Source organism: Cupriavidus sp. 2SB, assembly GCF_005503625.1.
GTDB lineage: Bacteria > Pseudomonadota > Gammaproteobacteria > Burkholderiales > Burkholderiaceae > Cupriavidus.
This window is the reverse complement of sequence record NZ_SCMX01000035.1, coordinates 17724-42885: the sequence shown is the minus strand read 5'-3', so window position 1 is coordinate 42885 and position 25162 is coordinate 17724. Positions and strand designations below refer to the sequence as shown.

Sequence of the window (25162 nt, the reverse complement as noted above, 5' to 3'; positions counted from 1 at the left end):
TGTTCTGGTGGCCTGGGACGGAATCGAACCGCCGACACAAGGATTTTCAATCCTCTGCTCTACCGACTGAGCTACCGGGCCAAAGAAGCGAAACTATAACTGCCAGTATCGCCCTCGTCAAGCGTTTTGTGGCCGGGTCACTGTTCCGGCGGTTCAGGCTTGTTGCGGCCCAGTTCCACGCCGAGCTGCTTGAGCTTGCGGTAGAGGTGGGTGCGTTCGAGGCCGGTCTTTTCGGCGACGCGCGTCATGCTGCCGTGTTCGCGCACCAGGTGGTATTCGAAGTACGCGCGTTCGAACAGGTCGCGTGCTTCGCGCAGCGGCATGTCGAACGAGAAGTGCATTTCGCCTTCCGGGACGCCGCGTGACGGATTGCCATTGACCGTGGCTTCGGCCGGGAGCGTCTCCACGGGGAGGGTATCCGCACTGGCCGCGTCGGGCACGCTTTCGGGAGGTGCGGTCGTGGCGGGCGCGGACGGTGCGCTGCGCGGACGCTCCACGCCCTTCGCCAGGCCTGCTTCCACGGCCGATAGCAGCTTCTGCAGCGCAATCGGCTTTTCCAGGAAATTCAGTGCGCCGATCTTGGTGGCTTCGACGGCCGTATCGATCGTGGCATGTCCGGACATCATGATGACCGGCATCGACAGGTAGCCCTGTGCGGACCATTCCTTGAGCAGCGTGACGCCATCGGTATCCGGCATCCAGATATCGAGCAGCACCAGGTCAGGCGTGGCGGACGCGCGGAACTCGCGGGCCTGCTGGGCGTTTTCGGCCAGCTCCACCACATGTCCTTCGTCACTGAGGATTTCCGAGAGCAACTCCCGGATACCCATTTCATCATCGACTACGAGGATCGTTGCCATACTTCCCCTCTTAACCCCACCGCAGCGCGACCGGAGGCACCGGCGCGCAAGATTGACTAAGGCAGCTTAACGAACAGGATCGAGATCTGCGCTCCCGCGATCTCGGTGCCGTTCATGCGGTTGCGCAGTTCGATCCGCGCACCATGTTCGTCAATGATCTTTTTCACCATCGCAAGCCCCAGACCCGTACCCTTGGCTTTCGTGGTCACGTACGGCTCGAACGCACGGCTCAGGATGCGTGGTGCGAATCCGGGACCATTGTCCGTAATGGACAACTTGACGGCTCTCCGGTCTTCGCCGGCAGAATCTTTGTATTCTACAGTCTCGGTGTGCAGAGTGATATGGGGCGCCGCCCTACCGGCCGCCACGTTGTCTGCCGCCGCATCCTGCGCATTCTGCAACAGGTTGTGGATCACCTGCCGCAGTTGCGTCGGATCGCCCTTTATTTCAGGCAAATCACGGGCCAGCGTCGGATGAATCACCGGATGCTCATGCACGTTCGGATCGTCGATGCCATACAGATGCAAGACTTCTGCCACCAGGCTGTTCAGCGCCAGTGACTGCATCACCGCCGGCGGCGTCCGCGCGTAATCGCGGAAGTCGTCCACCATGCGTTTCATCGCCGCCACCTGGTTAACGATCGTTGCAGCCCCGCGCTTTAGCACTTCGGCGTCGGAGACCTCCAGTTTCGGCGACAGCTTCATCTGCAACCGCTCGGCGGAAAGCTGGATCGGGGTCAGCGGATTCTTGATTTCATGGGCCAGGCGCCGCGCTACCTCGCCCCATGCCACGGAGCGCTGGGCCGAGATCACGTCGGAAATATCGTCGAACACCACCACGTAGCCCGGCTCGTCGCGGCTGGCGCCCGGCAGGTGGGCGCCGCGCACCAGTAGCGTGAGCGGTTGTTCCTCACCCTGGGGCAGTTCGATCTGTTTCTGCCAATGCTGCGCGCCGCCGAGCACCTCGCTGGTGGTCTGCTCGGAAAACGCCTGGCGCACGATGTCGGCAAAATCGCCCATGCCCGGAATCTGCTCCACGGGCTGGCCCAGCACACCGGCAAACGGCTGCCGGAAGATTCGCTCGGCGCCGGGGTTGGCCGTGATCAGCGTGAAGCGCCGATCGAACACGAGCACGCCGGCTGTCAGATTCTGCAGCACGCTTTCGAGATAGGCTTTCGATTGCTCCAGCGCCACGCGGTTATCTTCTACCGCGATGCGCGCTTCGGACAACTGCCGTGTCATCTGGTTGAACTGCTGTGTGAGTTGTCCGAGTTCGTCGCGGCTTTTCAGTTCACGCTTGGGAGAGAGATCGCCCTCGGCGACCTCCTTCGTTCCCTGCAGCAGCATCAGCAACGGACGCGCAAGCTGCCCGCCCAGCAGCAGCGCCAGCATCACGGCAATGAACACGGCCAGGAACAGCGTCAGCGTCAGCGTGCCGATGTACATCTTGCGCAGGCCAGTGCGGCCAAGCGCCTTCTCCTGGTATTCCTGGTAGGCACGCTGGACTTCGTCCGCATTGCGCGCCAGCACTGCCGGCACGGGGTGCAGTACCTGCAGGTAACGTTCCTCGCGTACCGTGTCGCCGATCAGTCCGAAGCCTGTAGCCGGCGCATCCTCGGGACGCCGTTCGACGGAGAGTCCAGAGCCTGCCCAGCGGCTGCCTATCGACGACTGGGGCCGTGGCCTTGCAGCCGTTGCCGCACTGGCCTGCGGCGGTTCGTCCGACGCGGCTGGCGCCGGCCCAAGCGGAATGATGACGCGGATGCGGTACAGGTGGCTGCTGTCGATATTGACGGGCTTCTCGCCAGCGGACGGGTCGGTGCCGCCTTCCACAGCCGCGTAGCCGCCGGCCATGCGCGCCTGCTCGGCGAGTACACCCGACGGAATATCGGGTACGAGCGAAGCATAGCTGCTCGATGCCGTGGCCAACACGCGCCCGCTGCCCGTGAAGATCGCGGCTTCCTGCACGCCATACTGCTCGCGCAGTCGATTCAGTTGCAGTGAGGTGGCCATGCCCGAGGCGCCGGTGAGCTGGTCCGCCATGAGCCGTGCCTTGCCCTGCAGATCGGCCAGTTGGCTGTCGATCGTCGAGCGGCCCAGGTTCAGGCCCGCTTCCAGGGCTGTCTCTACACGCACGTCGAACCACGATTCGATACTGCGCGAGACGAACTGCAGCGACACCAGGTAAATCAGCACGCCTGGCAGCACGCCCACCACGCCGAAGAACACGGCGAGCTTGCTCATCAGCCGCGTGCCGAACTTGCCGCGCCGGTAGCGGATATAGAGCGTCAGCGCGAGCGCGCCCACCGTCAGGACCAGCAAGACCCCGACGACGAGGTTGATCTTGAAAAGCAGCGTGAAATAGCGGTCGAAGAACTCGGTATTGGCGGAAGCCCCGGCGAGCAGGCCCACAAGCACCAGGGCGAGGAAGACGATGATCCCCACCACCACGCGATACAGCATGCGGCGGAACCTGCTGTCCCACGGATTTCCGTTCATGGCTGGCTGGCCGGCTGCACCAGCTGATTCGGGGACAGTGCGTTCGACAAGGTCTGCGCGAACGGTGTACGTGCGTCAGCCGATGGGGCAGGTGCAGGAGCGGTGGAAGACGCGCCCGGCATCGCGGGCGGTGCGGGTGGCGCCACGGGCGGCGGCGCTGGCGCGGGCACCGGCTGCGGGGTGTCGAAGTTCGTCGGCACGGTGTAGTTGAAGCGCTTCCATTCGGAAGACAGGTTCCAGTCGCGTGTATTCACCGCGTTGACCTGGAACGGCTTGGGGAGCTGGCTCAGGTCGAGCCGCATGCGTGTCTCCACGTGATACGTCTCGCCCGGCTTGACGTCGCGGCGCTCGAAGACTCGCCATCCGCGCACTTGCTGGATGAACTGCAGTGCGCCCTTGAGCCGATTGAACGGCAGTTGCAGGCCGCCCGTGGAAACGCGGTACTGGCGCGTCAGCGGCTGGTACGAAAGCCGCACCGAGCGCGTGATGTTGACCGGCTTCTCGTCGAACCAGTACCAGCGGGGCCGCGACAGCTGGAAATCGACCACGAAATAGAGCGAGATACCTTTATGCAGCGCGTCTTCCAAAGCCGGGGGGAGATCGAAGTCGAACGACGTGGCGAGCTCGAACGCGCCGTCCGTGTACTCGATGCGTGCGTCATTGGTTTCGATCAATTGCGCGCGGGCCGGAAGCATCTGCACGCCGAGTATCAGCACCAGCAGCACGGCCAGTGCCCATGCGCGTACCGCGCGGCCTGGGGCACATAGGTCGGACAGGCGCTGCAGGCTGGGCATCGGTGGAAGTATCAGGCGCGTTTCTGGAAGCGGGCGTAGTAGAAGCCATCGTGATCCGACGGCAGGCTTGCCTTGCCGGCGATGTCGCTGCCAGCCGTTTCAGGCGCCTCGATACCGGGCAGGAGCTGGCCCGGCGCCTGCAATCGTATCGCATCTGGCAGCTGCGCACCAAACCAGCGCGCCTGCTCTTCGCCTTCCGTTGGGAAAATAGAACAGGTGACATATACGAGGATGCCGCCCGGTTTCAGCAGCGGCCAGAGCTGCGAGACGATGCGACGCTGCTCGGTCATCAGCTTGGCGATATCGGTCTCGCGGCGCAGCCAGCGGATGTCCGGATGGCGGCGCACGATGCCCGATGCGGAGCATGGTACATCGGCCAGGATGCGGTCGAACTGCTGCCCGTCCCACCAGTCCTTTGGGCGGCTGGCATCGCCGACGATGACCTCGGCACGCTGCTCCAGGCGAGCGAGGTTGTCGTGGATGCGCGCGGCGCGCTGTGCATCGCTTTCCACGGCGGTCACGTGGATATCGGCCAGTTCGAGCAGATGGCCCGTCTTGCCGCCCGGTGCCGCGCAGGCGTCGAGCACGCGCATGCCGTCGGCGACTTCGCACAGCGGAGCCGCCAGTTGCGCGCCGGCATCCTGCACCGAAACGTCGCCCTCGGCAAAGCCGGGAATCTGCGATACCGGAAACGCACGCACCAGGCGCACGGCCTGGTCGCCCACGGCGGTGCCGGCCATGCCCGCGTTGGCCAGTGCTTGCAGATAGTCCTTCACCGAAATACGGCGCGTGTTGACGCGCAACGTCATCGGGGGCCGCGCGTTGACGGTGTCGGCCAATGTGCTCCATTGATCGGGGTAAGCCTGGCGCAGCATCTTCAGCCACCAGTGCGGCAGGTTCCAGCGCGCTTCATCGTCCTTGAGGGCGGCGGCCAGCAGCAGTTTCTGCTCGCGCAGGAATCGGCGCAGCACGGCGTTGACCAGGCCGCGCGCATGCGCAGTCTTGGGTTCGGATGCCGCAGCGCTCACGGCCTGGTCCACCACCGTGAACGACGAATAGCCGCCCCGGCCCACCTTGGTGCCGTCACCGTCCTCACCTTCAAGCAGCAGCGCCAGCGCCACGGCCAACAGGGAGTCGACCAGCGCGCCGGGCGGCCGCGTCACCAGTTGCGTGACAAGTGCGCGCGTGGTGCCGAACTGGCGCACCGACCGATAGGCCAGGTCCTGGATGGCGCCGCGTGTGGCGGCGTCGCGCACGCGGTCCAGCCGCAAGTGCGTGGCAACATCCTCGATGGCCTGCGGCAAGGCCGTGCCTTCGTGTACGCCGCGAACAGCCGCGGCGGCACCGAGCATCTGGAAGGCAAGGGAATCGTGTTGCAGGCGCATGGGGAAATACCGAAAAGACCGAAAAGCGGTGAAAAAACGACGTGAGAAGATCGGCGGATACAAAAATGCCCGCCGGTCCCTGAGGGAACCCAGCGGGCAGTTTACCCGTTGTCGCCGGATAGACCGGCAAACCCGTCGATCAGGCGGGGTACGTGCCCGTCTGCGCCATGTGCATCAGGCGCGCAATGCGCTCTTCCGTGGCCGGGTGGGTCGAGAAGAGATTGGCGATGCCGCCACCGGACAGCGGGTTCATGATCATCATCTGCGCGGTGGCGGGGTGTTCCTCCGCTGCCTGGAACGGAATGCCCTGTGCATAGCGATGGATCTTGTCCAGCGCGCTGGCCAGCGCCTGCGGATCGCCACTGATCTCGGCACCGCCCCGGTCTGCCTCGAACTCGCGGGCGCGCGAAATCGCCATCTGGATCAGCGATGCGGCCAGCGGCGCCAGCAGGGCCACCGCGATGCCCGCGATGGGGTTGGTACGGTTGCCGTTCTGGTCGCGCCCGCCGAAGAACATCGCCATGTTGGCCAGCGCCGAAATGGCACCGGCCATCGTCGCGGCGATCGTCGAAGTCAGGATGTCACGGTGGCGTACATGCGCCAGTTCGTGCGCCATCACGCCGCGCAATTCGCGGTCGGACAGTACGCGCAGGATGCCGGTGGTGGCCGCCACGGCAGCGTGCTCGGGATTGCGGCCCGTGGCAAACGCGTTCGGCGCGTCCTCGTTGATCAAATACACGCGCGGCATGGGCAGGCCGGCGCGCTGGGCCAGGTCCTGCACCATGTTGTAGAACTGCGGCGCGGTGCTGGCGTCCACTTCCTGCGCGTTGTACATGCGCAGCACCATCTTGTCCGAGAACCAGTAGGAAAAGAAATTCATCCCGAGTGCTATCAGCAGCGCGAACATCATGCCGCTACGGCCACCGATCATGCCGCCGATGACGATGAACAGCGCGGTGATCGCTGCCATCAGCATGAAGGTCTTGACCCAGTTGAACATGGCTTTGGTCTCCAGATCCAAATCGTCCAGTACGCGTACCCGCCCCTGCGGACGCGATGACGGTTAGATAGGGCCAGGACTCCAGAAATTCAATGTCGTTCGCAGGGTTTCAGGCGCGGCATGTGGCATGTCAGGCGCTCAGGCCGCACCCGGCACCAGGCAGCGCGTGCCGGCGGGCAGCGGCATGCCTTGCAGGAACTGCTGCGCGGGCTGGCGCCGACCGCCCGGCTTCTGCAACTCGGTCACCTGCAACGCACTTCCGTCGCCGCACGCGATGATCACGCCGGCGGCGTCGGCAGCCAGCACGGTGCCCGGCGGCTGGGACTGCCCTGCCGGCGCGGCCAGCGGCAGGACCTGCCAGCACTTGATGACGGTGTCGCCCACCTGGATCGTGGCGCCCGGGAACGGATTGAATGCGCGCACCTGGTTCGCCAACTGCGCCGCCGGGCGTGTGAGATCGAGCGGTGCCTCTTCCTTGGCGATCTTCTCGGCATACGTCACGCCGGCTTCGGGCTGCGGCGTGGCGGTCAGCGGCTGGCCGGCAGCGAGCTGGCGCAACGCATCGACGATCATCCGGCCCCCCATTTCGGCCAGCGTGTCATGCAGGCTGCCCGTGGTGTCCTGCTGACCGATGGCCACGGCTTCGCGCGTGAGCATGTCACCGGTATCCAGGCCCTCGTCCATCTGCATCAGCGTGATGCCCGTCTCGGCGTCCCCGGCCTCGATCGCGCGATGGATGGGTGCCGCGCCGCGCCAGCGTGGCAGCAGCGAGCCGTGGATATTCAGGCAGCCCAGGCGCGGCAGTTCCAGGACTTCCTTCGGCAGGATCAGGCCATACGCGGCCACCACCATCACATCGGGCGCAATCTGCGCGAGCGTGTCCACGGCGGCCCCGGCCTCTTCGGGGTACTTGCCGTGGCGGCGTAGCGAGCGGGGTTGCAGCACGGGGCCGAATCCCGTTTCCACGGCAAACTGCTTGACCGGGCTGGCCTGCAGTTGCATGCCGCGGCCGGCGGGACGGTCGGGCTGGGTCAGCACGGCCACCACCGGAAACCCGGCAGCGTGGATGGCTTCCAGGGCGACACGCGCGAATTCGGGCGTGCCGGCAAACGCGACGCGCAGTGGCTGGACTTGGGTCATGGCAACAATACGGAGTCAAAACGACACCGGCCGCATAGCGGCCGGTACGTGATCGGGATTCGGATCGTGTAACGATAGCAGAGGCCGCACGCGTGCGGCCCCACTGTTACATCCGCGAGCGCACGCGTTTCTGGAGCTTGCTCTTGATCCGGTTGACCTTGAGCGGCGACAGATATTCGACGAATACCTTGCCATCGAGGTGGTCGATCTCGTGCTGTATACATACGGCCAGCAGATCGTCGGCGTCGATTTCCCAGGTCTCGCCGCGCTCGTTGAGCGCACGCACCTTGACGCGGTCCGGGCGCTCCACGCGGTCGTAGACCTCGGGCACGGAGAGGCAGCCCTCTTCCCACACCTTGCGGTTGTCGCTGGCCCAGACGATCTCGGGGTTGATGAACACCATCAGCCCATCGCGCGACTCGGATACGTCGATCACGATCACGCGCTCGTGGACGTCCACCTGGGTGGCCGCCAGGCCGATGCCGGGGGCTTCGTACATGGTTTCTGCCATGTCGGCGACGAGCTGGCGGATGCGGTCGTCCACCACCGCCACGGGCGTTGCCACCTTGTGCAGGCGAGGATCGGGATAGGTGAGGATATCGAGTTTGGCCATGATGCTGGAGCGCAACGCCGGGTGCTGTCCACTGCCCGGCCAGCGTTGCGGCGTGCGGTGTTTACATGCAGAATCGGGGCGCTAGTACAAAAATTCAAGGCGCGCCGCAGCAGGCACGCTCTACCTAGGGTCAATCCGGTTGGTCTCCCGACCGGTTCAGGAAAATGCGCGATATTACCAAACAACAGGCGGCGTCGGGCCGCAGGCTGCACGCGTTCACCCTCGCCATGCTGAGTGCTGCATGCGTCACAGCAGGGGCGGCAGCGGCTGTCCAGGCTGCTGAGCTTGCCATCTCCCCAGCGCAGCGCGCCGAGGCGGACATCACCGCCCAGCAGGGTATCCCAATTTCGGAACTCGCTACCGATGCCCCCGGGCAGTACACGGTGCGCTCGGGCGACACCCTGTGGGGGATCTCGGGCAAGTACCTGCGTCAGCCATGGCGCTGGCCGGCGCTGTGGGGCATGAACCGGCAGCAGATCGGCAATCCGCACCTGATCTATCCGGGCCAGATCCTGTACCTGGTCCAGCGCGATGGCCGCGCCTATCTGTCCACCACCGCACCAGGCGGCGCGAGCGGTGGCGATATCTGCCTGTCGCCGCGCGTGCGGGGCGAGGGCGATAGCAACAACGCCATCCCCAGCATTCCCTCTTCCGATATCGAACCGTTCCTGAAGCGTCCCCTCGTGGTGGACCAGCAGACGGTGGCCACGTCGGCCCGCATCGTGGCCCTGACGGATGCCCGCGTGTACATGGGCCGTGGCGACACCGGCTACGTGCGCGGCATCGCGCCGACGGACTCCGTAGGCAGCGACTGGCAGGCATTCAAGCCGGCCCAGCCCGTCTACGATCCGATCACGCAGGCCGTGCTCGGCTACGAGGCCCAGTACCAGGGCAATGTGCGCCTGACGCGCGGCCCGGAGGGTCCCGATGCCGTGGCGACGGTGCAGGTCACCCAGTCGCCGCAGGAAATGGGAGCGGGCTCGCTGCTGTTGCCGCAACCCGCGCGTGAGCTGGTGAGATACGTCCCGCACGCGCCGGACACCAATATCGAAGCCCGCATCGCGGCGGTCTATGGCGGCGTCGAGTACGGTGGCGCCAAGCAGGTGGTGGTGCTTAACCTGGGCACCAACGCCGGGCTGGAGCCGGGCCATGTGCTGGCGCTGTCCCGCACGGGCGGCCAGGTCAAGGATGCCACCGACGGCAATCGCACGATCACGCTGCCCGACGACCGGTACGGACTGGCCTATGTCTACCGTGTGTTCCCGGGCATCGCCTACGCGCTGGTGACAGACGCCACCAACGTGATGAAGGTCGGCGACCTCGCCAAGACGCCGCAGTGACCAGTGGGGGCGGCGCCGAGGCGCCGTCCCGCTGCGCTTCCCGATGACCGTATCGACTCGCAATCCCACTGAAGTTGCCGCCTGGGTCCGCCTGACCACCACCCCCGGCGTTTCGGCCCGCACCGCTCGCAACCTGCTGGCCGCATTCGGCTTGCCGGAAGCCGTGCTGTCCCAGGAGCCTGCACGACTGGGCGAAGTGGCCGAACCCGCGGCCGTCCGGGCGCTGGTGGCGCGGCCCGACGAAGCCATGGCCGCACGCATCGACCGGATATGCCGATGGCTTGACGCGCCGGACCATGCCGTCGTGACCATGGCCGATGCCGGCTATCCCGCGCGCCTGCTCGATCTGGCCGATCCGCCGCTGGTGCTCTATATCAATGGCAATGCAGCGCGGCTGCAGGCGCCGTCGCTGGGTATTGTCGGCGCGCGGCACGCCACGGCTCAGGGCGAGCGCAATGCACAGTTGTTCGCGCAGGCGTTTTCCGAGAAGGGGCTGACCGTGGTGTCGGGGCTGGCGCTGGGGATCGACGCCGCAGCGCACGCGGCAGCGATCGAGGGGCCGGGCAACACCGTGGCTGTGGTCGGCACCGGTGTCGATATCGTCTATCCGGCGCGACACCATGGGCTGGCGCACCGCATCGTGGACGCAGGCGGGGCGATTGTCAGCGAGTTTCCGCTGGGTACGCCGGGCCGGGCGAATCACTTTCCGCGGCGCAACCGAATCATCGCCGCGCTGGCGCGCGGCGTGCTGGTGGTGGAGGCTGCCGAGCGGTCGGGATCGCTGATCACGGCGCGGCTGGCATCCGAGATTGGCCGGGAGGTCTTTGCCATTCCCGGCTCGATCCACGCGGAGCTCTCGCGCGGTTGTCACAAGCTGATTCGTCAGGGGGCGAAGCTGGTGGAATCCCCGGAAGATGTTTTTGAGGAATTTGCTGATCTGGGTACGCCGCAGCGGGTGGCGGGGCAGGCGGCTGTCGCCGTTTCTCGCGAGGCTGGCACCATGACGGGGGACGTGTTCGGTGGCGCCCTGTCCTATGATCCTGTCAGCTTCGACGCCTTGTGCGAACGGGCGGGGATGGTGGCGGAAGCGGCGTCTGCGGCCCTTTTGCAGCTTGAGTTGGCCGGGGCGGCGGAACGGCTGCCGGGCAATCGCTTCCGGCGTCTGGCATGATCCGCGGTATCGCGTTCGCCTCATACTTCGCTTGCAATGGCCGTTTACTACCCCGAGCAGGACCCTGGCGCCGTCAGCCGGGCCTTGGCCAACCGTCCCGCCGGACGGCTCGTGGCCTGCCTGTGTGCCGACTGGTGCGGCACCTGCAAGCAGTATGTGGCTGGGTTTGCCGCGCTGGCCGAGCGTTATCCGAACGATTGTTTTGTGTGGATCGACGTCGAAACCCACTCCGACTACCTCGGTGAGGACATCGACATCGAAAACTTTCCTACTGTATTGATTCAGCCCATCGCAGGCGGCGCGCCACATTTCTACGGAACGGTGCTGCCCCACCTCGACGTGCTGGAGCGGATGCTGATAAAAGGCGCCGCCATGCCTGCGGCAGCATCGGAGATTCCTCAAGTGCTGCCGTGGCTACTTGGCCTGGATGCCCGGGATAGCTGACGCGCGCTCGGTGTGGTGACGGCAGTGGCTTGCAAGCCCGTCGAAACCGCGCTTATTATTGGCGCCTCAAAGCCCAGGCGTGCTGTTTACATAGTTTGCCGTGAATTTCAAGAGGCGCAGGCTGCTCATTTTGGGGCGCCGCGTCACAAGGACCCGTTGAATGTCTAAAGCCCTCATCATCGCGGAAAAGCCATCGGTTGCCGCCGATATCGCGCGCGCCCTCGGGGGCTTTACCAAGCACGACGAATACTTCGAGAGCGACAACTACGTGTTGTCCTCGGCCGTGGGCCATCTCGTGGAGATCGCGGCACCCGACGATTACGAAGTCAAACGGGGCAAGTGGAGCTTCGCCAACCTGCCCGTGATTCCACCGCATTTCGATTTGCGGCCCATCGCCAAGACCGAGTCGCGCCTCAAGGTGCTGAACCGCCTGATCAAGCGCAAGGATGTGACCGCGCTGGTCAACGCATGCGACGCGGGGCGCGAAGGGGAACTGATCTTCCGCCTGATCGCGCAGCAGGCCAAGGCCAAGCAGCCGGTGAGCCGGCTGTGGCTGCAGTCGATGACCCCGCAGGCAATCCGCGACGGCTTTGCCGCGCTGCGTGCCGACGAGGAAATGCTGCCGCTGGCCGATGCCGCGCGCTGCCGCTCCGAAGCCGACTGGCTCGTGGGCATCAACGGCACGCGTGCGATGACCGCGTTCAACAGCAAGGGCGGCGGCTTCTTCCTGACCACCGTGGGCCGGGTGCAGACGCCGACGCTGTCGATCGTCGTGGAGCGCGAAGAGAAGATCAAACACTTCGTGCCGCGCGATTACTGGGAAGTGCGCGCCGAGTTCATCGCGGCGGCTGGCCTCTATGAAGGCCGCTGGTTCGATCCCAAGTTCAAGAAGAACGAATTCGATCCCGAGGCGCGCGAGTCGCGCCTGTGGAGCGAGGCCGAAGCCAAGAGCATCGTGGCCGCGTGCCGCGACAAGCCGGGCACGGTCAGCGAGGAGTCGAAGCCGTCCACGCAGCAGTCGCCGGCACTGTTCGACCTGACCACCCTGCAGCGCGAGGCCAACTCCCGCTTCGGGTTCTCGGCCAAGAACACGCTGGGTCTGGCCCAGGCGCTGTACGAGAAGCACAAGGTGCTGACCTACCCGCGTACCGATGCGCGCGCGCTGCCGGAGGACTACCTGGACACGGTCAAGCAGACCATGGACATGCTGGCCGACAGCTCGCCGAACTACCTGCCGCACGCCAAGAAGATCCTGTCGAGCGGCTGGGTGAAGCCGAACAAGAAGATCTTCGACAACAGCAAGATCAGCGATCACTTCGCTATCATCCCGACGCTGCAGGCACCCAAGAACCTGTCCGAGCCCGAGCAGAAGCTGTACGACCTGGTCGTGCGCCGCTTCCTGGCCGTGTTCTTCCCGGTGGCCGAGTTCCAGGTGACCACGCGCATTACCGAGGTTGCCGGACACCACTTCAAGACCGAAGGCAAGGTGCTGGTCAATCCGGGCTGGCTCGTGATCTACGGCCGCGAGGCGCAGGGCAAGGACGACAAGGACGCCAACCTGGTGCCCGTGCAGAAAGGCGAGAAGGTCAAGACCGACAAGGTCGATGCGGTGGGCCTGACCACGCGGCCGCCGGCTCGCTACAACGAAGCCACGCTGCTCTCGGCCATGGAAGGTGCTGGCAAGCTCGTCGACGACGACGCGCTGCGCGAGGCGATGGCCGGCAAGGGCCTGGGTACGCCAGCTACGCGCGCGGCCATCATCGAAGGGCTGCTGACCGAGAAGTACCTGGTGCGCGAGGGGCGTGAACTGATCCCTACGGCCAAGGCGTTCCAGCTGATGACGCTGCTGCGCGGGTTGGGCGTGCAGGAACTGACGCAGGCCGAGCTGACAGGCGAGTGGGAGCACAAGCTGTCGCAGATCGAGCGCGGCCGGCTCAAGCGGGACGAGTTCATGCGCGAGATCGCGCAGATGACGCAGCAGATCGTGAAGCGCGCCAAGGAATACGACAGCGACACGATTCCCGGAGACTACGCCACGCTGGACACGCCATGTCCGCAATGCGCGGGGCAGGTCAAGGAGAACTATCGCCGGTTTGCCTGCACGGCCTGCGATTTCTCGATCAGCAAGATCCCGGGTGGTCGCCAGTTCGAGATCAACGAGGTTGAGGAACTGCTGCTGAAGAAGGAAATCGGTCCGCTGCAGGGCTTCCGCAGCAAGATGGGACGTCCGTTTGCCGCCATCCTGAAGCTCGCCCACGACGACGAAGGCCATTGGAAGATGGAGTTCGACTTCGGCCAGAACGACGATGATGGCGACGGCGAGCCGGTGGATTTCAGTGAGCAGACGGCGCTGGGCCACTGCCCGAAGTGCAATGGCTCGGTGTATGAGCACGGCATGAAGTACGTGTGCGAGAACGCCGTGGGTCCGGAAAAGTCCTGCGATTTCACGACCGGCAAGATCATCCTGCAGCAGGAAGTGTCGCCAGAGCAGATCGGCAAGCTGCTGTCGGCCGGCAAGACGGATCTGCTGACCGGCTTCAAGTCGTCTCGGACAGGACGCAATTTCAAGGCGTTCCTGGTCAAGCAGCCTGACGGCAAGATCGGCTTCGAGTTCGAGGCGCGCGAGCCGAAGGCCGGCAAGGCCGGCGCGAAGCCTGCAGCCAAGACGGCCGCCAAGGATGATGATGCGGAAGCGGCGCCAGCCAAGACCGCTGCGGCAAAGAAGGCACCGGCCAAGAAGGTAGCTGCGAAGAAGGCGCCGGCCAAGAAGGCGGCGACGAAGACTGCAGCCGCCAAGACACCGGCAGCCAAGAAGCCGCGTGCTACGGCCAAGCAGACGGCTGACGCGGAAGAGTAACCGCTCACCATTCCCGGTGACGGCAAACAAAACGGCGAGGTGAAAACCTCGCCGTTTTGCTTGGTGCTCTTGCTGCCACAGGTTTCAGCTTTGGCTGTGCGCCTTGGCAACCGTCTCGCCGCCCCGCTGTTTGCCTTCCTCGAGCAGGAAGTCGATGAAGGCGCGTACCTTGGTGGGCAGGAATTTCCGGCTCGGGTACACCACGCTGACGTCGCGGCGCGGCAGCTGGTATTGCGGCAGGACGTGCATCAGGCGCCCCGCCTCGATATTCGGACGTGCGAGGTAGGACGACAGCATGGCGATGCCCATGTCGGCCAGCGCAGCCTGATGCGCGAGTTCCGCATTGCTGCACAGCAATCCCGGACGGATGGGCACCGTGACTTCGCCCTCGGGGCCGGACAGCGTCCATTCGTGCTCGGCAGTTGGCAACCGCATCGCGATGGCGCGGTGGCTGGTCAGATCGTGGGCGGTACGCAGCGGCGGATGGTCGCGCAGGTATCCCGGCGATGCGCAGAGCACGATCTCGGCCGAAATCAGGGGGCGTGCCACAAGGTGCGAGCCGAGGCCCAGGTCCGACAGCATGACCCCCACGTCGCGCCCTTCCTCGACGATATCGACCATCCGGTCGGACAGTTGCACGTCGAAGACGATATCGGGATAGATGCGATGAAACCGTTCCAGGGTTTGCGGTAAAAGGTGCAAACCGAACATGACAGGCGTGATCAGCCGCAGCGTGCCTGATAAAGACTGGCTGCGCGCCGTAACGATCGACTCCGCTTCCTCCACGTCTTCAAGAATCTGCGCGCAGCGCTGGAGATAGGTTTCGCCGGCATCGGTCAGCGAGAGGCTGCGCGTGGTGCGGTTCAGCAACCGCGTACCAAGATGGCTTTCCAGATCGGCGACGTAGCGGGTGACCACGGCGTTCGACATTTCGAGTTGCTGCGCCGCACGGGCAAAGCTGCCCAGTTCGACCACCTTGGCGAACACGCGCATCGATTGCAGTCGATCCATGACATATTCCCCTGGCTGCTGCCTGAATTTTTCCCTATGGAGGGTAATTTATTGTTGAAACCACAATCAATCATTGTGGATCGAGCTATTTATGCATATCAGGGAAATGCCTAATATCGAGTCACTCGATGCCGCAACGCAGCAAACTCCCGACTCAGCCGGCATCCGCATGAAAGTGAAGAGATCGTCATGAAGCGCCAAATTGCCCTGATTGTTGCCCTGACCGCAGCCCTGTCCGCCGCCCCCGCCTTCGCCAAGGCCGGCAAGTTCGATCCCTACACCGATGGCGCCAAGGCCACGAAGTTCGACCCGTACACGGACGGTGCCAAGATGGGCAAGTTCGATACCTTCACGGACGGCGCTAAGATTGGCAAGTTCGACCCGTACACCGACGGCGCCAAGGCCCCGTTCGACGTGTTCACGGACGGCGCCAAGCTGTAAGCTTTCCCGCACATCGCAAAAAGCCCGTACCTGGTTGGTACGGGCTTTTTTGTTTTGGGGATCGCGGATGATAGACCCAAACAAAAAATGGGCTTCAAGGGCCCATTTTTTGTTCCACCTCACAACCTATCAGTCGTGGTAATGGCGATGATGCTTCTTGTGCTTGCTGCGCTTGTAGTAGCGGCGGTCATCGTCGTACGAGTTGCTGCGCGAGACATTGCCACCCAGTGCGGCACCTGCTGCACCACCCAGGCCGGCGCCGACCAGGCCGCCGGTGCGGCCGCCCATGGCGTTGCCGGCTGCGGTGCCTGCGCCGCCGCCCAGGGCGCCGCCGATGATGGCGCCCGTGCGTTCGCGGCGGTTCGAGGTCAGTGCACCACCTGCGCCGCCGCCTACGGCACCGCCGAGCACGGCGCCGGTGCTGCCACCGAGCGCGCCGCCGACTGCGGCACCTGCCACGCCACCCAGGCCACCGCCGAGGGCATTGTTCAAATCACCGCCTGCAAACGCCGGCAGGGCTGCTGCCGAGAGAGCAAGGGCCAGAGTCAGGGTGCGGAGATGGCGAGACATTCGAATTTCCTTTAATTGTTGTATCTGGGAACGGAGTGTAGAGAAGGAGCCCTGCCCTTGCTGTAACTAGATGTGAAGCCCTGTAACCCGCCGGAGAAACGGTATCGGCGCGTTAAAAACTGATGTTCTGGCGCCACATCGTGCAATTTGCCGTCACAAATGGGCAAGCGGCCTTCCCATGAAAAGCGGCTCCATGAAGGAGCCGTTTTCCGTACTGCCGGGCTGCGATGGTTCAGCAGCACTTGCCCTGGCCGCCGCCGTACCGTGCTTCCTGGCGTTCGCGAAAGAATTCCTCGTACGTCATGGGTGCGCGGTCGGGGTGGGTGGCTTCCATGTGGGCCACGTAGGTCTGGTAGTCGGGCAGGCCAACCATCAGCCGCAACGACTGTCCCAGGTAACGTCCCATGGTTCCGATCTGTTCGAGCATGATGGCGGCCTCCTCAATTCAGATAGCCAGTGATCAGGACTGCACCGATGCCTGGGCCGGCAGCGGTTCGAACGGCGTCTCGCTGTCCGTGCGCTTCGTGATACCGCGTGCCTGCATCGCGGTCTTGAAACCGTAGAACACGATCGACAGCACCACGAACATGAACAGCGCGCACAGGCCGGCGTCCAGATAGTCGTTGAAAACGATGCGGTGCATCTGCTCCATCGACTTGGCCGGGGCCAGCACCTTGCCTTCGGCAATGGCGGCGCTGAACTTCTCGGCGTGGGTCAGGAAGCTGACCTTGGGGTCCGAGTGGAACAGCTTCTGCCAGCCCGCGGTCAGCGTGCAGATCAGCAGCCAGCAGGTGGGCACCAGCGTGACCCAGGCGTACTGGCCGCGCTTCATCTTGACCAGCACGCACGTACCCAGCACCAGCGCCACGGCAGCCAGCATCTGGTTGGAGATGCCGAACAGCGGCCACAGCGTGTTGATGCCGCCCAGCGGATCGACCACGCCCTGGTACAGGAAGTAGCCCCAGGCCGCCACGGTCAATCCGGTGGCGATCAGGTTGGCGGTCAGCGACTCGGTCTTCTTGAGGGCCGGCACAAAGCTGCCCAGCAGATCCTGCAGCATGAAGCGGCCGGCACGGGTGCCTGCGTCGACAGCGGTCAGGATGAACAGGGCTTCGAACAGGATGGCGAAGTGGTACCAGAAGGCCATCATGGCCTGGCCGCCCACCACCTGGTGCAGGATGTGTGCGATACCCACGGCCAGCGTCGGAGCGCCACCGGCGCGCGAAATGATCGTGTTCTCGCCAACGTCCTTGGCAGTCTGGATCAGCACGTCAGGCGTGATGACGAAGCCCCAAGTGGATACCGTGGCAGCCACGGCTTCCGGCGAGGTGCCGATCACGGCCGCCGGGCTGTTCATCGCGAAGTACACGCCGGGCTCGATCACCGAGGCGGCAACCAGGGCCATGATGGCGACGAACGACTCGGCCAGCATCGCGCCGTAGCCGATGAAGCGCGCGTGCGATTCGTTCTCCAGCAGCTTGGGCGTGGTGCCCGACGAGATCAGCGCATGGAAGCCCGACACGGCGCCGCACGCGATGGTGATGAAGAGGAACGGGAACAGGTTGCCCGACCACACCGGACCGCCGCCTGCCGCAAACTGCGTCAGCGCCGGCATCTTCAGTTCGGGCGCGACGATCAGGATACCGATGGCCAGCGCGATGATCGTGCCGATCTTCAGGAACGTGGAGAGATAATCGCGCGGCGCCAGCAGCAGCCACACGGGCAGCACGGCGGCCACGAAGCCGTAGCCGATCAGCATCCACGTCAGGGCCTTGCCGTCGTACGTGAACAGCGGCGCGAGCGTGGCGCTTTCATGCACGTACTGGCCACCGATGATGGCAAGCATCAGCAGCACGAAGCCAATCACCGACACCTCGCCGATACGGCCCGGGCGGATATAGCGCGTGTAGATACCCATGAAGATGGCGATGGGAATCGTCACCGCCACGGTGAACGTGCCCCACGGGGAATCGGCCAGTGCCTTCACCACGATCAGCGCCAGCACCGCCAGGATGATGATCATGATCATGAAGCAGCCGAACAGCGCGATCATGCCGGGGATGGTGCCCATCTCCGACTTGACCAGGTCGCCCAGGCTGCGGCCATCGCGGCGCGTGGAGATGAACAGGACCATGAAGTCCTGTACCGCACCGGCAAACACCACGCCGGCCAGCAGCCACAGCATGCCGGGCAGGTAGCCCATCTGCGCGGCCAGCACGGGACCGACGAGCGGTCCGGCACCGGCAATCGCGGCGAAGTGGTGGCCGAACAGCACCGCCTTGTTGGTCGGCACGTAGTCCAGGCCGTCGTTGTGCCGCCACGCGGGCGTCATGCGTTTGGGGTCGAGCTGCATCACCTTTTCGGCGATGAACTTGCTGTAGTAGCGATAGGCGATCAGGTAGATGCAGAGCGCGGCAACCACGATCCACAGTGCGCTGACGGCTTCACCGCGCGACAGCGCGACGGTGGCGAAGGCAAATGCGCCGAGTACGGCGACGGCCAGCCACAACAGGTGTTGTCCGATGCGATTCATGTTGAAGGGTCTCCTCAGACCGGCTGAAAGTACCTGCGTCGACAGAAAAATCGGGTAGAGGGGGCGGTGCCGGATAGCGGACGCTGACAATCGCGCGGAAAGCGGGTCTCCTCGATGTCTGCGGCGCCCGGTCTGTACTCGTCTGGTCCCGGATCTGATCGTGCAGGCAGGCAGTGCATCCCGGACCAGCGATAAAAGCCAGGGCCGCGGTGCACCTACTGCGTCGATTTGTGCCGGGGCCATGCCCGGGCGCGAACCGGCGTGTAGTATTGACACCCGCCCATGTCGGCACAAGCGCGAAACTACGCAACAAGCATGCGTAGTAGTACGTATGCCGACGAAGTCAAGCGGCCTCCCCGTCATCGGTGTTTACCCCCGGTACAGATGAAACTCCGTCAAAAGATACTTTTGCTCGCCGTGGCGCCGCTCGCCGTCGCGATGATGGGCATTGCGCTGGCCGTCAAATTCCAGGCCACTGCCCTTGCCCGCCACGAGCGTGCGCTGGTGGAATCCGCCTATCTGCAGAGCAAGGAAACCGAGCTGCGCCACTACGTTGACCTGGCGCAGAGCGCCATCGCGCCGATGGTGGAATCGGGTCGCACCGACATGGCCACGCGGCAGGCGGCCATGGCGGCGCTGGCGCGGCTCGACTACGGTCCCGATGGCTATTTCTTCCTCTACGACCTGCAGGGCCGCAACCTGATGCATCCGCGCCAGCCCGAACTGGTTGGCCAGGATTTGTGGCTGATGCGCGACCCCGAAGGGGCGCTGACGATCCAGAAGCTGATCGCGGCGGCCAAGGAAGGGGGTGGCTCGGTGCGCTACATGTGGCAGAAGCCATCGTCGAAGCAGCTCGCGCCCAAGCTCGGCTACGTGGTGGCTGTGCCGGGCTGGAACTGGATGCTTGGCACTGGCATCTACCTTGACGATGTGGAGCAGACGCTGCGCAGGCTCGATGCGCGCGCGGAGACCGATATCCGCGAGACCATGGCGTGGATCGGCGTGATCGCGGGGATCAGCATCCTGCTGGTGGCGGCCAGCGGCCTGGCACTCAATATCAGCGAGCACCGCGAGGCCGATGCCAAGCTGCGTCAACTGGCGCAGCGCGTGGTGCAGTCGCAGGAAGACGAGCGCGCGCGGCTGTCGCGCGAGCTGCACGATGGCATCAGCCAGTTGCTGGTCTCCGTGAAGCTGGTGCTCGAAGCCGCTACCAATCGCATCCGGATCGCGCCGACGGAAGGCGCTTCAGTGGCGCCGATCCTCGGCATGGCGCTGGACCGGCTGGACTCCGCTTTCAATGAAGTGCGACGCGTGGCGCGCAACCTGCGCCCTGCCTTGCTCGATGACCTGGGCCTGTTCGCTGCGCTGGAGCATCTGGCGCGCGAGATGCAGGCGGGCAGCACGCTGACCGTGGCGGTCTCGCAGGCGGGGCCACCGCGCACGCTGACCGACGAGCAGGCGACTGCGCTGTTCCGCATCGCCCAGGAAGCGCTGACCAATGTCGAGCGCCATGCGCATGCCACGCATGTCGATGTGCAGCTCGACTTCGGGCCATCGGCCACGCGGCTCACCGTGCGCGACAACGGCACGGGTTTCGATGTGGCCCGCATGCAGCGCGATCCGCAGCGTGGCATTGGCCTGCGCAACCTGCGCGAACGCATGGCGGCGCTGGGCGGCCAGTTCGACGTGGTATCGACACCCACCGGCACACGGCTCGTGGCCGCGCTGCCTGTGAACTCCCGCATTCCCGAAATATCGCTGTCATGACCGTTCTGCACGAAGACGACCTCCATCCTCCTTCCGGCGCGCCGGCCCGCGTGTTGCTGATCGACGATCACGCGCTGGTGCGCGATGGCATGCGCATGCACCTGTCCCTGCAGCCCGACCTGGAGGTAGTGGGCGAGGCCGACGATGGCGAAGGCGCACTGGCATGGCTGGCCAATGCCGCGCCGGGCAACCTGCCAGAACTCGTGATTACCGATATCGGGATGCGCGGCATGGGCGGTATCGCACTGGCCGGCGCGTTGCACGACCGGTATCCCGAACTCGCGGTGCTGATCGTGTCGATGCACGACAACCTCGAATATGTGCGACAGGCGATCCGGGCCGGTGCGCGCGGCTACGTACTCAAGGATGCGCCCGCCGACGAACTGATGGCAGCCATCCAGGCCGTGCTGGCGGGCCGCGTGTTCTACAGCGCGCGCATCGCCCGTGGCATGGCCGAGCATGCGGTCAGCCCACTCGATGCGCTGACACCGCGCGAGCGGGACATCCTGCAGGGCATCGGCAAGGGAATGGCCAACAAGGAAATCGCCGCGCAGCTCGGGGTATCGGTGCGCACGGTTGAGACCCACCGGCTCAACCTCAAGCGCAAGCTGGCCATCGAAGGGCGCGCCGGGCTGGTCAAGTATGCGGTGCAGCAAGTGGGTGACGGCGGCGATACCAAGCCGTCTGCGTAGCGAATACGGGTTCGCGTCAGGGTTTGAATCGGGTATTCCCTACATTGTTCGCGTGATCCGCACTGCCTAAGATCAATTCAACCCAAGGCCCGATGCTTGTCTGCATTGCCAGACTTGTTTGCGTAGTCCGTACCGGTTCCAGAAAAAATACGACGCGTCCTGGCCTCGCACTGAATCTTCCAGTTCCTTTTCGTCCCGCTTTTCCGCGTTGGCCACTGCCTGCGCGGAGGGAGGGACAGCCGTGCAGTGGTTGTTCGTTCAACACACAAGGGGAGACGGTCATGGCAGCAAGGCGCAAGGACGGCACGGACGGTGCCGCGGAGACGGTTTCACGGCGGGGATTCATTGGCGGCGCCACAGTGGCGGCCGCAGGCGCGGCAACCATGGGCTTTCCAGCCATCGTCAAGGCGCAGGGGCCGGTGACGATGCGGTGGCAGAGCACATGGCCAACCAAGGACATCTTCCACGAGTTCGCCGGTGACTTCGTCAAGAAGGTCAACGACATGTCCGGCGGCGATCTCAAGATCGAGTTGCTGCCGGCGGGCGCAGTGGTCAAGGCATTCGACCTGATCGATGCGGTCAGCAAGGGCACGCTCGACGGTGGCCATGGCGTGATTGCCTACTGGTACGGCAAGAATTCGGCGCTGGCGCTGTGGGGATCGGGCCCCGGCTATGGCATGGACCCGAACATGCTGCTGGCCTGGCACAAGTACGGCGGCGGCAAGGAGCTGCAGGAAGAGATCTACCGCAGCCTGAATCTCGACGTGGTGTCGTTCCTCTACGGCCCGATGCCCACGCAGCCGCTCGGCTGGTTCAAGAAGCCGATCACGAAACCCGAGGATTTCAAGGGACTCAAGTTCCGCACCGTGGGCTTGTCGATCGATATCTTCACGGGACTCGGCGCCGCAGTGAATGCGCTGCCGGGCGCGGAGATCGTACCGGCGCTGGACCGCGGCCTGCTGGATGCCGCCGAGTTCAACAATGCGAGTTCGGATCGCGCGCTGGGTTTCCCGGATGTGTCGAAGGTCTGCATGCTGCGCAGCTTCCACCAGTGCTCCGAGCAGTTCGAGATCGTGTTCAACAAGAAGCGGTACGACGCGCTGTCGCCCAAGCTGCGCGCGCTGATCGCCAATGCCGTGGACGCAAGTTCCGCGGAGATGTCGATCAAGGCGATCGATCGCTATTCAAAGGATTACCTGGCGCTGCAGCAGCAGGGCGTGAAGTTCTACGCCACGCCGAACAGCGTGCTCCAGGCGCAGCTCAAGATCTGGGATGAGATCGTGGCGCGCAAGGAGAAAGAGAATCCGATGTTCAAGAAGGTCAACGATTCGATGCGGGCGTTTGCACAGCGCACCACGCGCTGGCAGAACGACACCAATGTCGAGTACCGCATGGCCTCCCAGCATTATTTCGGCGCAAAGAAGGCGTAGCGCGCGAGCCGTACTCCGACGGAGCCACCTGTGCAAAAACTGCTGCTCGGCATCGACCGCATCAGCACGTTCGTGGGACAGGCCGGTGCGTGGCTGATCATCGCGTTGACGCTGATGATCAGCTACGAGGTCTTCTCGCGCTACGCGCTCGACGCGCCGCACGCCTGGGTGTTCGACGCCAGCAACATGCTCTATGGCGCCCTGTTCATGCTGGGTGGGGCATACACGCTGGCCAAGCGTGGACACGTGCGCGGCGACATCCTCTACGGCTTTCTCGCGCCCCGTGCGCAGGCCACCATCGACCTGGTGCTGTACCTGGTGTTCTTCTTTCCGGGCGTGATCGCGCTGGCCTGGGCGGGCGTGGATTTTTTCGAGGTGTCGCTCGCGCAGAACGAGCATTCGTCGATTGCCGCCGACGGGCCGCCTATCTATCCGTTCAAGGCCGTGATTCCGGTGGCGGGCGCGTTGCTGTTGCTGCAGGGCGTGGCGGAGACCGCGCGCTGCGTGCTGTGCCTGATGCAGGGACACTGGCCCACGCGCGAGGATGACGTGGAAGAAGTGGACGTCGACAAACTCAAGCAGATGGTGGGACAGGACAGCGTGCTGACAAGCGCAGACGCCACCGCTGATGCCGCGCGCAGGAACAGGACCGAGGGGACGGTGCGATGAGAAAGGAACTGTGGTTCGGCGTGTCGCTGATGATCCTGATCGTCGGCGCGGTGGCGTTTTTCATGCCCTCGCCTGCCGACTGGACCAACGGTCATCTCGGCTTGCTGATGCTCGCGCTGATCGTGGTGGCGATCATGCTCGGCTTTCCCACGGCATTCACGCTGATGGGCATGGGCGTGTTGTTCGCGTGGCTCGCATATCGGCATGCGAACCCCGAGATCGCGGTGGCGCAGACGCTGGACCTGATGGTGCAGCGGACCTATGCCGTGATGACCAACGACGTGCTGATCTCGATCCCGTTGTTCGTGTTCATGGGCTATCTCGTGGAGCGCGCCAACCTGATCGAGAAGCTGTTCCGCAGCCTGCATCTGGCACTGGCGTGGCTGCCTGGTTCGCTGGCGGTGGCAACGCTGATTACTTGCGCGGTGTTTGCCACGGCCACTGGTATCGTGGGCGCAGTGGTGACGCTGATGGGACTGCTCGCGTTTCCGGCGATGCTGCGCGCGGGTTACAGCACGCAGCTATCGGCGGGTGCGGTGACCGCAGGCGGATGCCTGGGCATTCTGATTCCACCATCGGTGCTGCTGATCGTCTATGGCGCCACGGCTGGCGTATCGGTCGTACAGCTTTATGCAGGCGCGTTTTTTCCGGGGCTGATGCTCGCGGGACTCTACATTCTCTACGCCGTCATCATCGCCAAACTGAAGCCATCGATGGCGCCCCCGCTCTCGGCAGAGGAACGACGGATTCCGCTGTCGGGTTTCGCTACGACGTTGCGCGATCACTTCAGCGAACGTGCGCTGCCTGCACTGCTCATGGCCGTGAAGGGGCGTCGCAATGCCAGCGTGCCGGCTGGCTACATCGTCCGCCAACTTGGCGTGGTGCTGATGCCGGCGATCTTCGTCGCGCTGATGATGAGCCTGATGTATGCGGTGGTAACGGCGCCGCGTGCCGCGCAGGGACCGGCCATTTCCGAAATGGGCGCCATGGTGGAGAGCACCGAATCGACGGGCTTCGATGATCTGCAGGCGCCGCCCGCCGATGCCACGACCAGCACCGACAGCCTGCAGCCACCACCGACGACGGAGAGCGTCACGCCCAAGCCCGCTGCGCCATTGGATGCGGCACCTGCTGCGCAGACCAGCGCACCTGTTGCGCAGGAGATTGCCGAAGCCGGATCACGGCCCGCGCCGATGTGGTTCTGGATCACGCTGGCAGTGCTCGTTGCCGTGCTCGCGGTCTTCTACTGGTTCTTCAACTTCGCGCGGCTCGAAGTGTTCAAGATGCTGCTGGCATCGTTCTTTCCGCTGGCCGTGATGATTCTCGCAGTGCTTGGGTCGATCGTGTTCGGCCTCGCCACACCTACCGAGGCCGCAGCGGTGGGTTCGCTCGGCGGCGCGCTGCTGGCCGCCGCGTATGGGCAGCTCAACTACACCGTGGTGCGTGACTCGGTGTTCCTGACGGTGAAGACCAGTGCGATGGTCTGCTGGCTGTTCGTCGGCTCGTCGATTTTCTCGGCGGCGTTCGCGTTGCTGGGGGGGCAGGCACTGGTCGAACAATGGGTGCTGTCGATGGACCTGTCGCCCGTGCAGTTCATGATCCTCGCGCAGATCATCATCTTCCTGCTCGGCTGGCCGCTGGAATGGACGGAGATCATCATCATCTTCATGCCGATCTTCATTCCACTGCTCGACAACTTCGGCATCGACCCGCTGTTCTTCGGTTTGCTGGTGGCACTGAACCTGCAGACCGCGTTCCTCTCTCCGCCCGTGGCGATGGCCGCGTTCTACCTCAAGGGCGTGGCGCCACCCCACGTCACGCTGAACCAGATCTTCGCCGGCATGCTGCCCTTCATGGCCATCCAGATCGTGGCGCTGGCGCTGCTGTATATCTTTCCGGGGATTGGGTTGTGGTTGCCGCAGGTTTTGTATCGGTGAGTTGCTTGAT

Annotated in this window: 21 protein-coding genes and 1 tRNA gene; 10 read left to right on the top strand and 12 right to left on the bottom strand. The window is 64.4% G+C overall.

Annotated elements, in window-relative coordinates; all coding sequences use genetic code 11:
• Positions 1 to 5 precede the first annotated feature (5 nt).
• From FFS21_RS17345 to def, 8 genes are all read right to left on the bottom strand, one after another.
• A tRNA-Phe gene (locus FFS21_RS17345) sits at positions 6 to 81 on the bottom strand.
• Between the two features lie 56 nt (positions 82 to 137).
• Positions 138 to 860: a response regulator gene (locus tag FFS21_RS17340; RefSeq protein WP_137926022.1), complete on the bottom strand. Its 723-nt coding sequence runs from the start codon at positions 858 to 860 to the stop codon at positions 138 to 140.
• A 56-nt stretch (positions 861 to 916) separates the two neighbouring features.
• Positions 917 to 3358 (bottom strand): sensor histidine kinase, encoded by a 2442-nt coding sequence (locus FFS21_RS17335; protein WP_137926021.1) that lies wholly within the window; start codon positions 3356 to 3358, stop codon positions 917 to 919.
• Positions 3355 to 4152 (bottom strand): DUF4390 domain-containing protein, encoded by a 798-nt coding sequence (locus FFS21_RS17330; protein WP_137926020.1) that lies wholly within the window; start codon positions 4150 to 4152, stop codon positions 3355 to 3357. The genes FFS21_RS17335 and FFS21_RS17330 overlap by 4 nt, the downstream gene beginning before the upstream one ends.
• Positions 4153 to 4163: 11 nt before the next feature.
• Positions 4164 to 5537, bottom strand: a complete 1374-nt coding sequence (rsmB, locus tag FFS21_RS17325; RefSeq protein WP_137926019.1) for a 16S rRNA (cytosine(967)-C(5))-methyltransferase RsmB — start codon at positions 5535 to 5537, stop codon at positions 4164 to 4166.
• Between the two features lie 139 nt (positions 5538 to 5676).
• Positions 5677 to 6537 (bottom strand): zinc metalloprotease HtpX, encoded by an 861-nt coding sequence (gene htpX, locus FFS21_RS17320; RefSeq protein ID WP_137926018.1) that lies wholly within the window; start codon positions 6535 to 6537, stop codon positions 5677 to 5679.
• Between the two features lie 138 nt (positions 6538 to 6675).
• Complete coding sequence (gene fmt, locus FFS21_RS17315; protein ID WP_137926017.1) at positions 6676 to 7677, bottom strand: methionyl-tRNA formyltransferase; 1002 nt, start codon at positions 7675 to 7677, stop codon at positions 6676 to 6678.
• A 106-nt stretch (positions 7678 to 7783) separates the two neighbouring features.
• On the bottom strand, positions 7784 to 8290 hold the full coding sequence (gene def, locus FFS21_RS17310) for a peptide deformylase (RefSeq protein WP_137926016.1): 507 nt from the start codon (positions 8288 to 8290) through the stop codon (positions 7784 to 7786).
• 164 nt (positions 8291 to 8454) lie between these two features.
• On the opposite strand from def, the gene FFS21_RS17305 reads away from it, so the two are divergent.
• The 4 genes from FFS21_RS17305 to FFS21_RS17290 all read left to right on the top strand — a co-directional run bounded on the left by FFS21_RS17305 (position 8455) and on the right by FFS21_RS17290 (position 14102).
• The gene (locus FFS21_RS17305; protein WP_137926015.1) at positions 8455 to 9630 is read left to right on the top strand and encodes a LysM peptidoglycan-binding domain-containing protein; all 1176 of its coding nucleotides are present in this window, start codon (positions 8455 to 8457) and stop codon (positions 9628 to 9630) included.
• A gap of 43 nt (positions 9631 to 9673) precedes the next feature.
• Entirely contained in the window at positions 9674 to 10801 is a 1128-nt protein-coding gene (gene dprA, locus FFS21_RS17300; RefSeq protein WP_137926014.1) for a DNA-processing protein DprA, read from the top strand.
• A 36-nt stretch (positions 10802 to 10837) separates the two neighbouring features.
• Positions 10838 to 11245 carry a thioredoxin family protein gene (locus FFS21_RS17295; protein ID WP_137926013.1) on the top strand — a complete coding sequence of 136 codons (408 nt, stop codon included), beginning with the start codon at positions 10838 to 10840 and terminating at the stop codon, positions 11243 to 11245.
• A 160-nt stretch (positions 11246 to 11405) separates the two neighbouring features.
• Positions 11406 to 14102 carry a DNA topoisomerase III gene (locus tag FFS21_RS17290; RefSeq protein ID WP_137926012.1) on the top strand — a complete coding sequence of 899 codons (2697 nt, stop codon included), beginning with the start codon at positions 11406 to 11408 and terminating at the stop codon, positions 14100 to 14102.
• A gap of 84 nt (positions 14103 to 14186) precedes the next feature.
• Here the strand turns inward: FFS21_RS17290 and FFS21_RS17285 are convergent, their stop codons facing one another.
• Positions 14187 to 15113, bottom strand: a complete 927-nt coding sequence (locus FFS21_RS17285) for a LysR family transcriptional regulator (protein ID WP_137926011.1) — start codon at positions 15111 to 15113, stop codon at positions 14187 to 14189.
• Positions 15114 to 15302: 189 nt separating this feature from the next.
• On the opposite strand from FFS21_RS17285, the gene FFS21_RS17280 reads away from it, so the two are divergent.
• Positions 15303 to 15554, top strand: a complete 252-nt coding sequence (locus tag FFS21_RS17280; RefSeq protein ID WP_137926010.1) for a hypothetical protein — start codon at positions 15303 to 15305, stop codon at positions 15552 to 15554.
• Between the two features lie 129 nt (positions 15555 to 15683).
• On the opposite strand, the gene FFS21_RS17275 is transcribed toward FFS21_RS17280, so the two are convergent.
• The 3 genes from FFS21_RS17275 to FFS21_RS17265 all read right to left on the bottom strand — a co-directional run bounded on the left by FFS21_RS17275 (position 15684) and on the right by FFS21_RS17265 (position 18657).
• Positions 15684 to 16124, bottom strand: a complete 441-nt coding sequence (locus FFS21_RS17275) for a hypothetical protein (RefSeq protein WP_137926009.1) — start codon at positions 16122 to 16124, stop codon at positions 15684 to 15686.
• A gap of 232 nt (positions 16125 to 16356) precedes the next feature.
• Positions 16357 to 16551: a YbdD/YjiX family protein gene (locus FFS21_RS17270; protein ID WP_130391883.1), complete on the bottom strand. Its 195-nt coding sequence runs from the start codon at positions 16549 to 16551 to the stop codon at positions 16357 to 16359.
• Between the two features lie 33 nt (positions 16552 to 16584).
• Positions 16585 to 18657, bottom strand: coding sequence for a carbon starvation CstA family protein (locus FFS21_RS17265; protein WP_137926008.1), 2073 nt, complete (start codon positions 18655 to 18657; stop codon positions 16585 to 16587).
• A 384-nt stretch (positions 18658 to 19041) separates the two neighbouring features.
• On the opposite strand from FFS21_RS17265, the gene FFS21_RS17260 reads away from it, so the two are divergent.
• The 5 genes from FFS21_RS17260 (at position 19042) to FFS21_RS17240 (ending at position 25152) form a co-directional block, all read left to right on the top strand.
• Positions 19042 to 20424 carry a cache domain-containing protein gene (locus FFS21_RS17260; protein WP_137926007.1) on the top strand — a complete coding sequence of 461 codons (1383 nt, stop codon included), beginning with the start codon at positions 19042 to 19044 and terminating at the stop codon, positions 20422 to 20424.
• Positions 20421 to 21116 carry a response regulator gene (locus FFS21_RS17255; protein ID WP_137926006.1) on the top strand — a complete coding sequence of 232 codons (696 nt, stop codon included), beginning with the start codon at positions 20421 to 20423 and terminating at the stop codon, positions 21114 to 21116. The genes FFS21_RS17260 and FFS21_RS17255 overlap by 4 nt, the downstream gene beginning before the upstream one ends.
• A 281-nt stretch (positions 21117 to 21397) precedes the next feature.
• Complete coding sequence (locus tag FFS21_RS17250) at positions 21398 to 22546, top strand: TRAP transporter substrate-binding protein (protein ID WP_137926005.1); 1149 nt, start codon at positions 21398 to 21400, stop codon at positions 22544 to 22546.
• A 30-nt stretch (positions 22547 to 22576) separates the two neighbouring features.
• Complete coding sequence (locus FFS21_RS17245) at positions 22577 to 23215, top strand: TRAP transporter small permease subunit (RefSeq protein WP_137926004.1); 639 nt, start codon at positions 22577 to 22579, stop codon at positions 23213 to 23215.
• The gene (locus FFS21_RS17240; protein ID WP_137926003.1) at positions 23212 to 25152 is read left to right on the top strand and encodes a TRAP transporter large permease; all 1941 of its coding nucleotides are present in this window, start codon (positions 23212 to 23214) and stop codon (positions 25150 to 25152) included. Before FFS21_RS17245 ends, FFS21_RS17240 begins: the two co-directional genes overlap by 4 nt.
• Positions 25153 to 25162 lie beyond the last annotated feature (10 nt).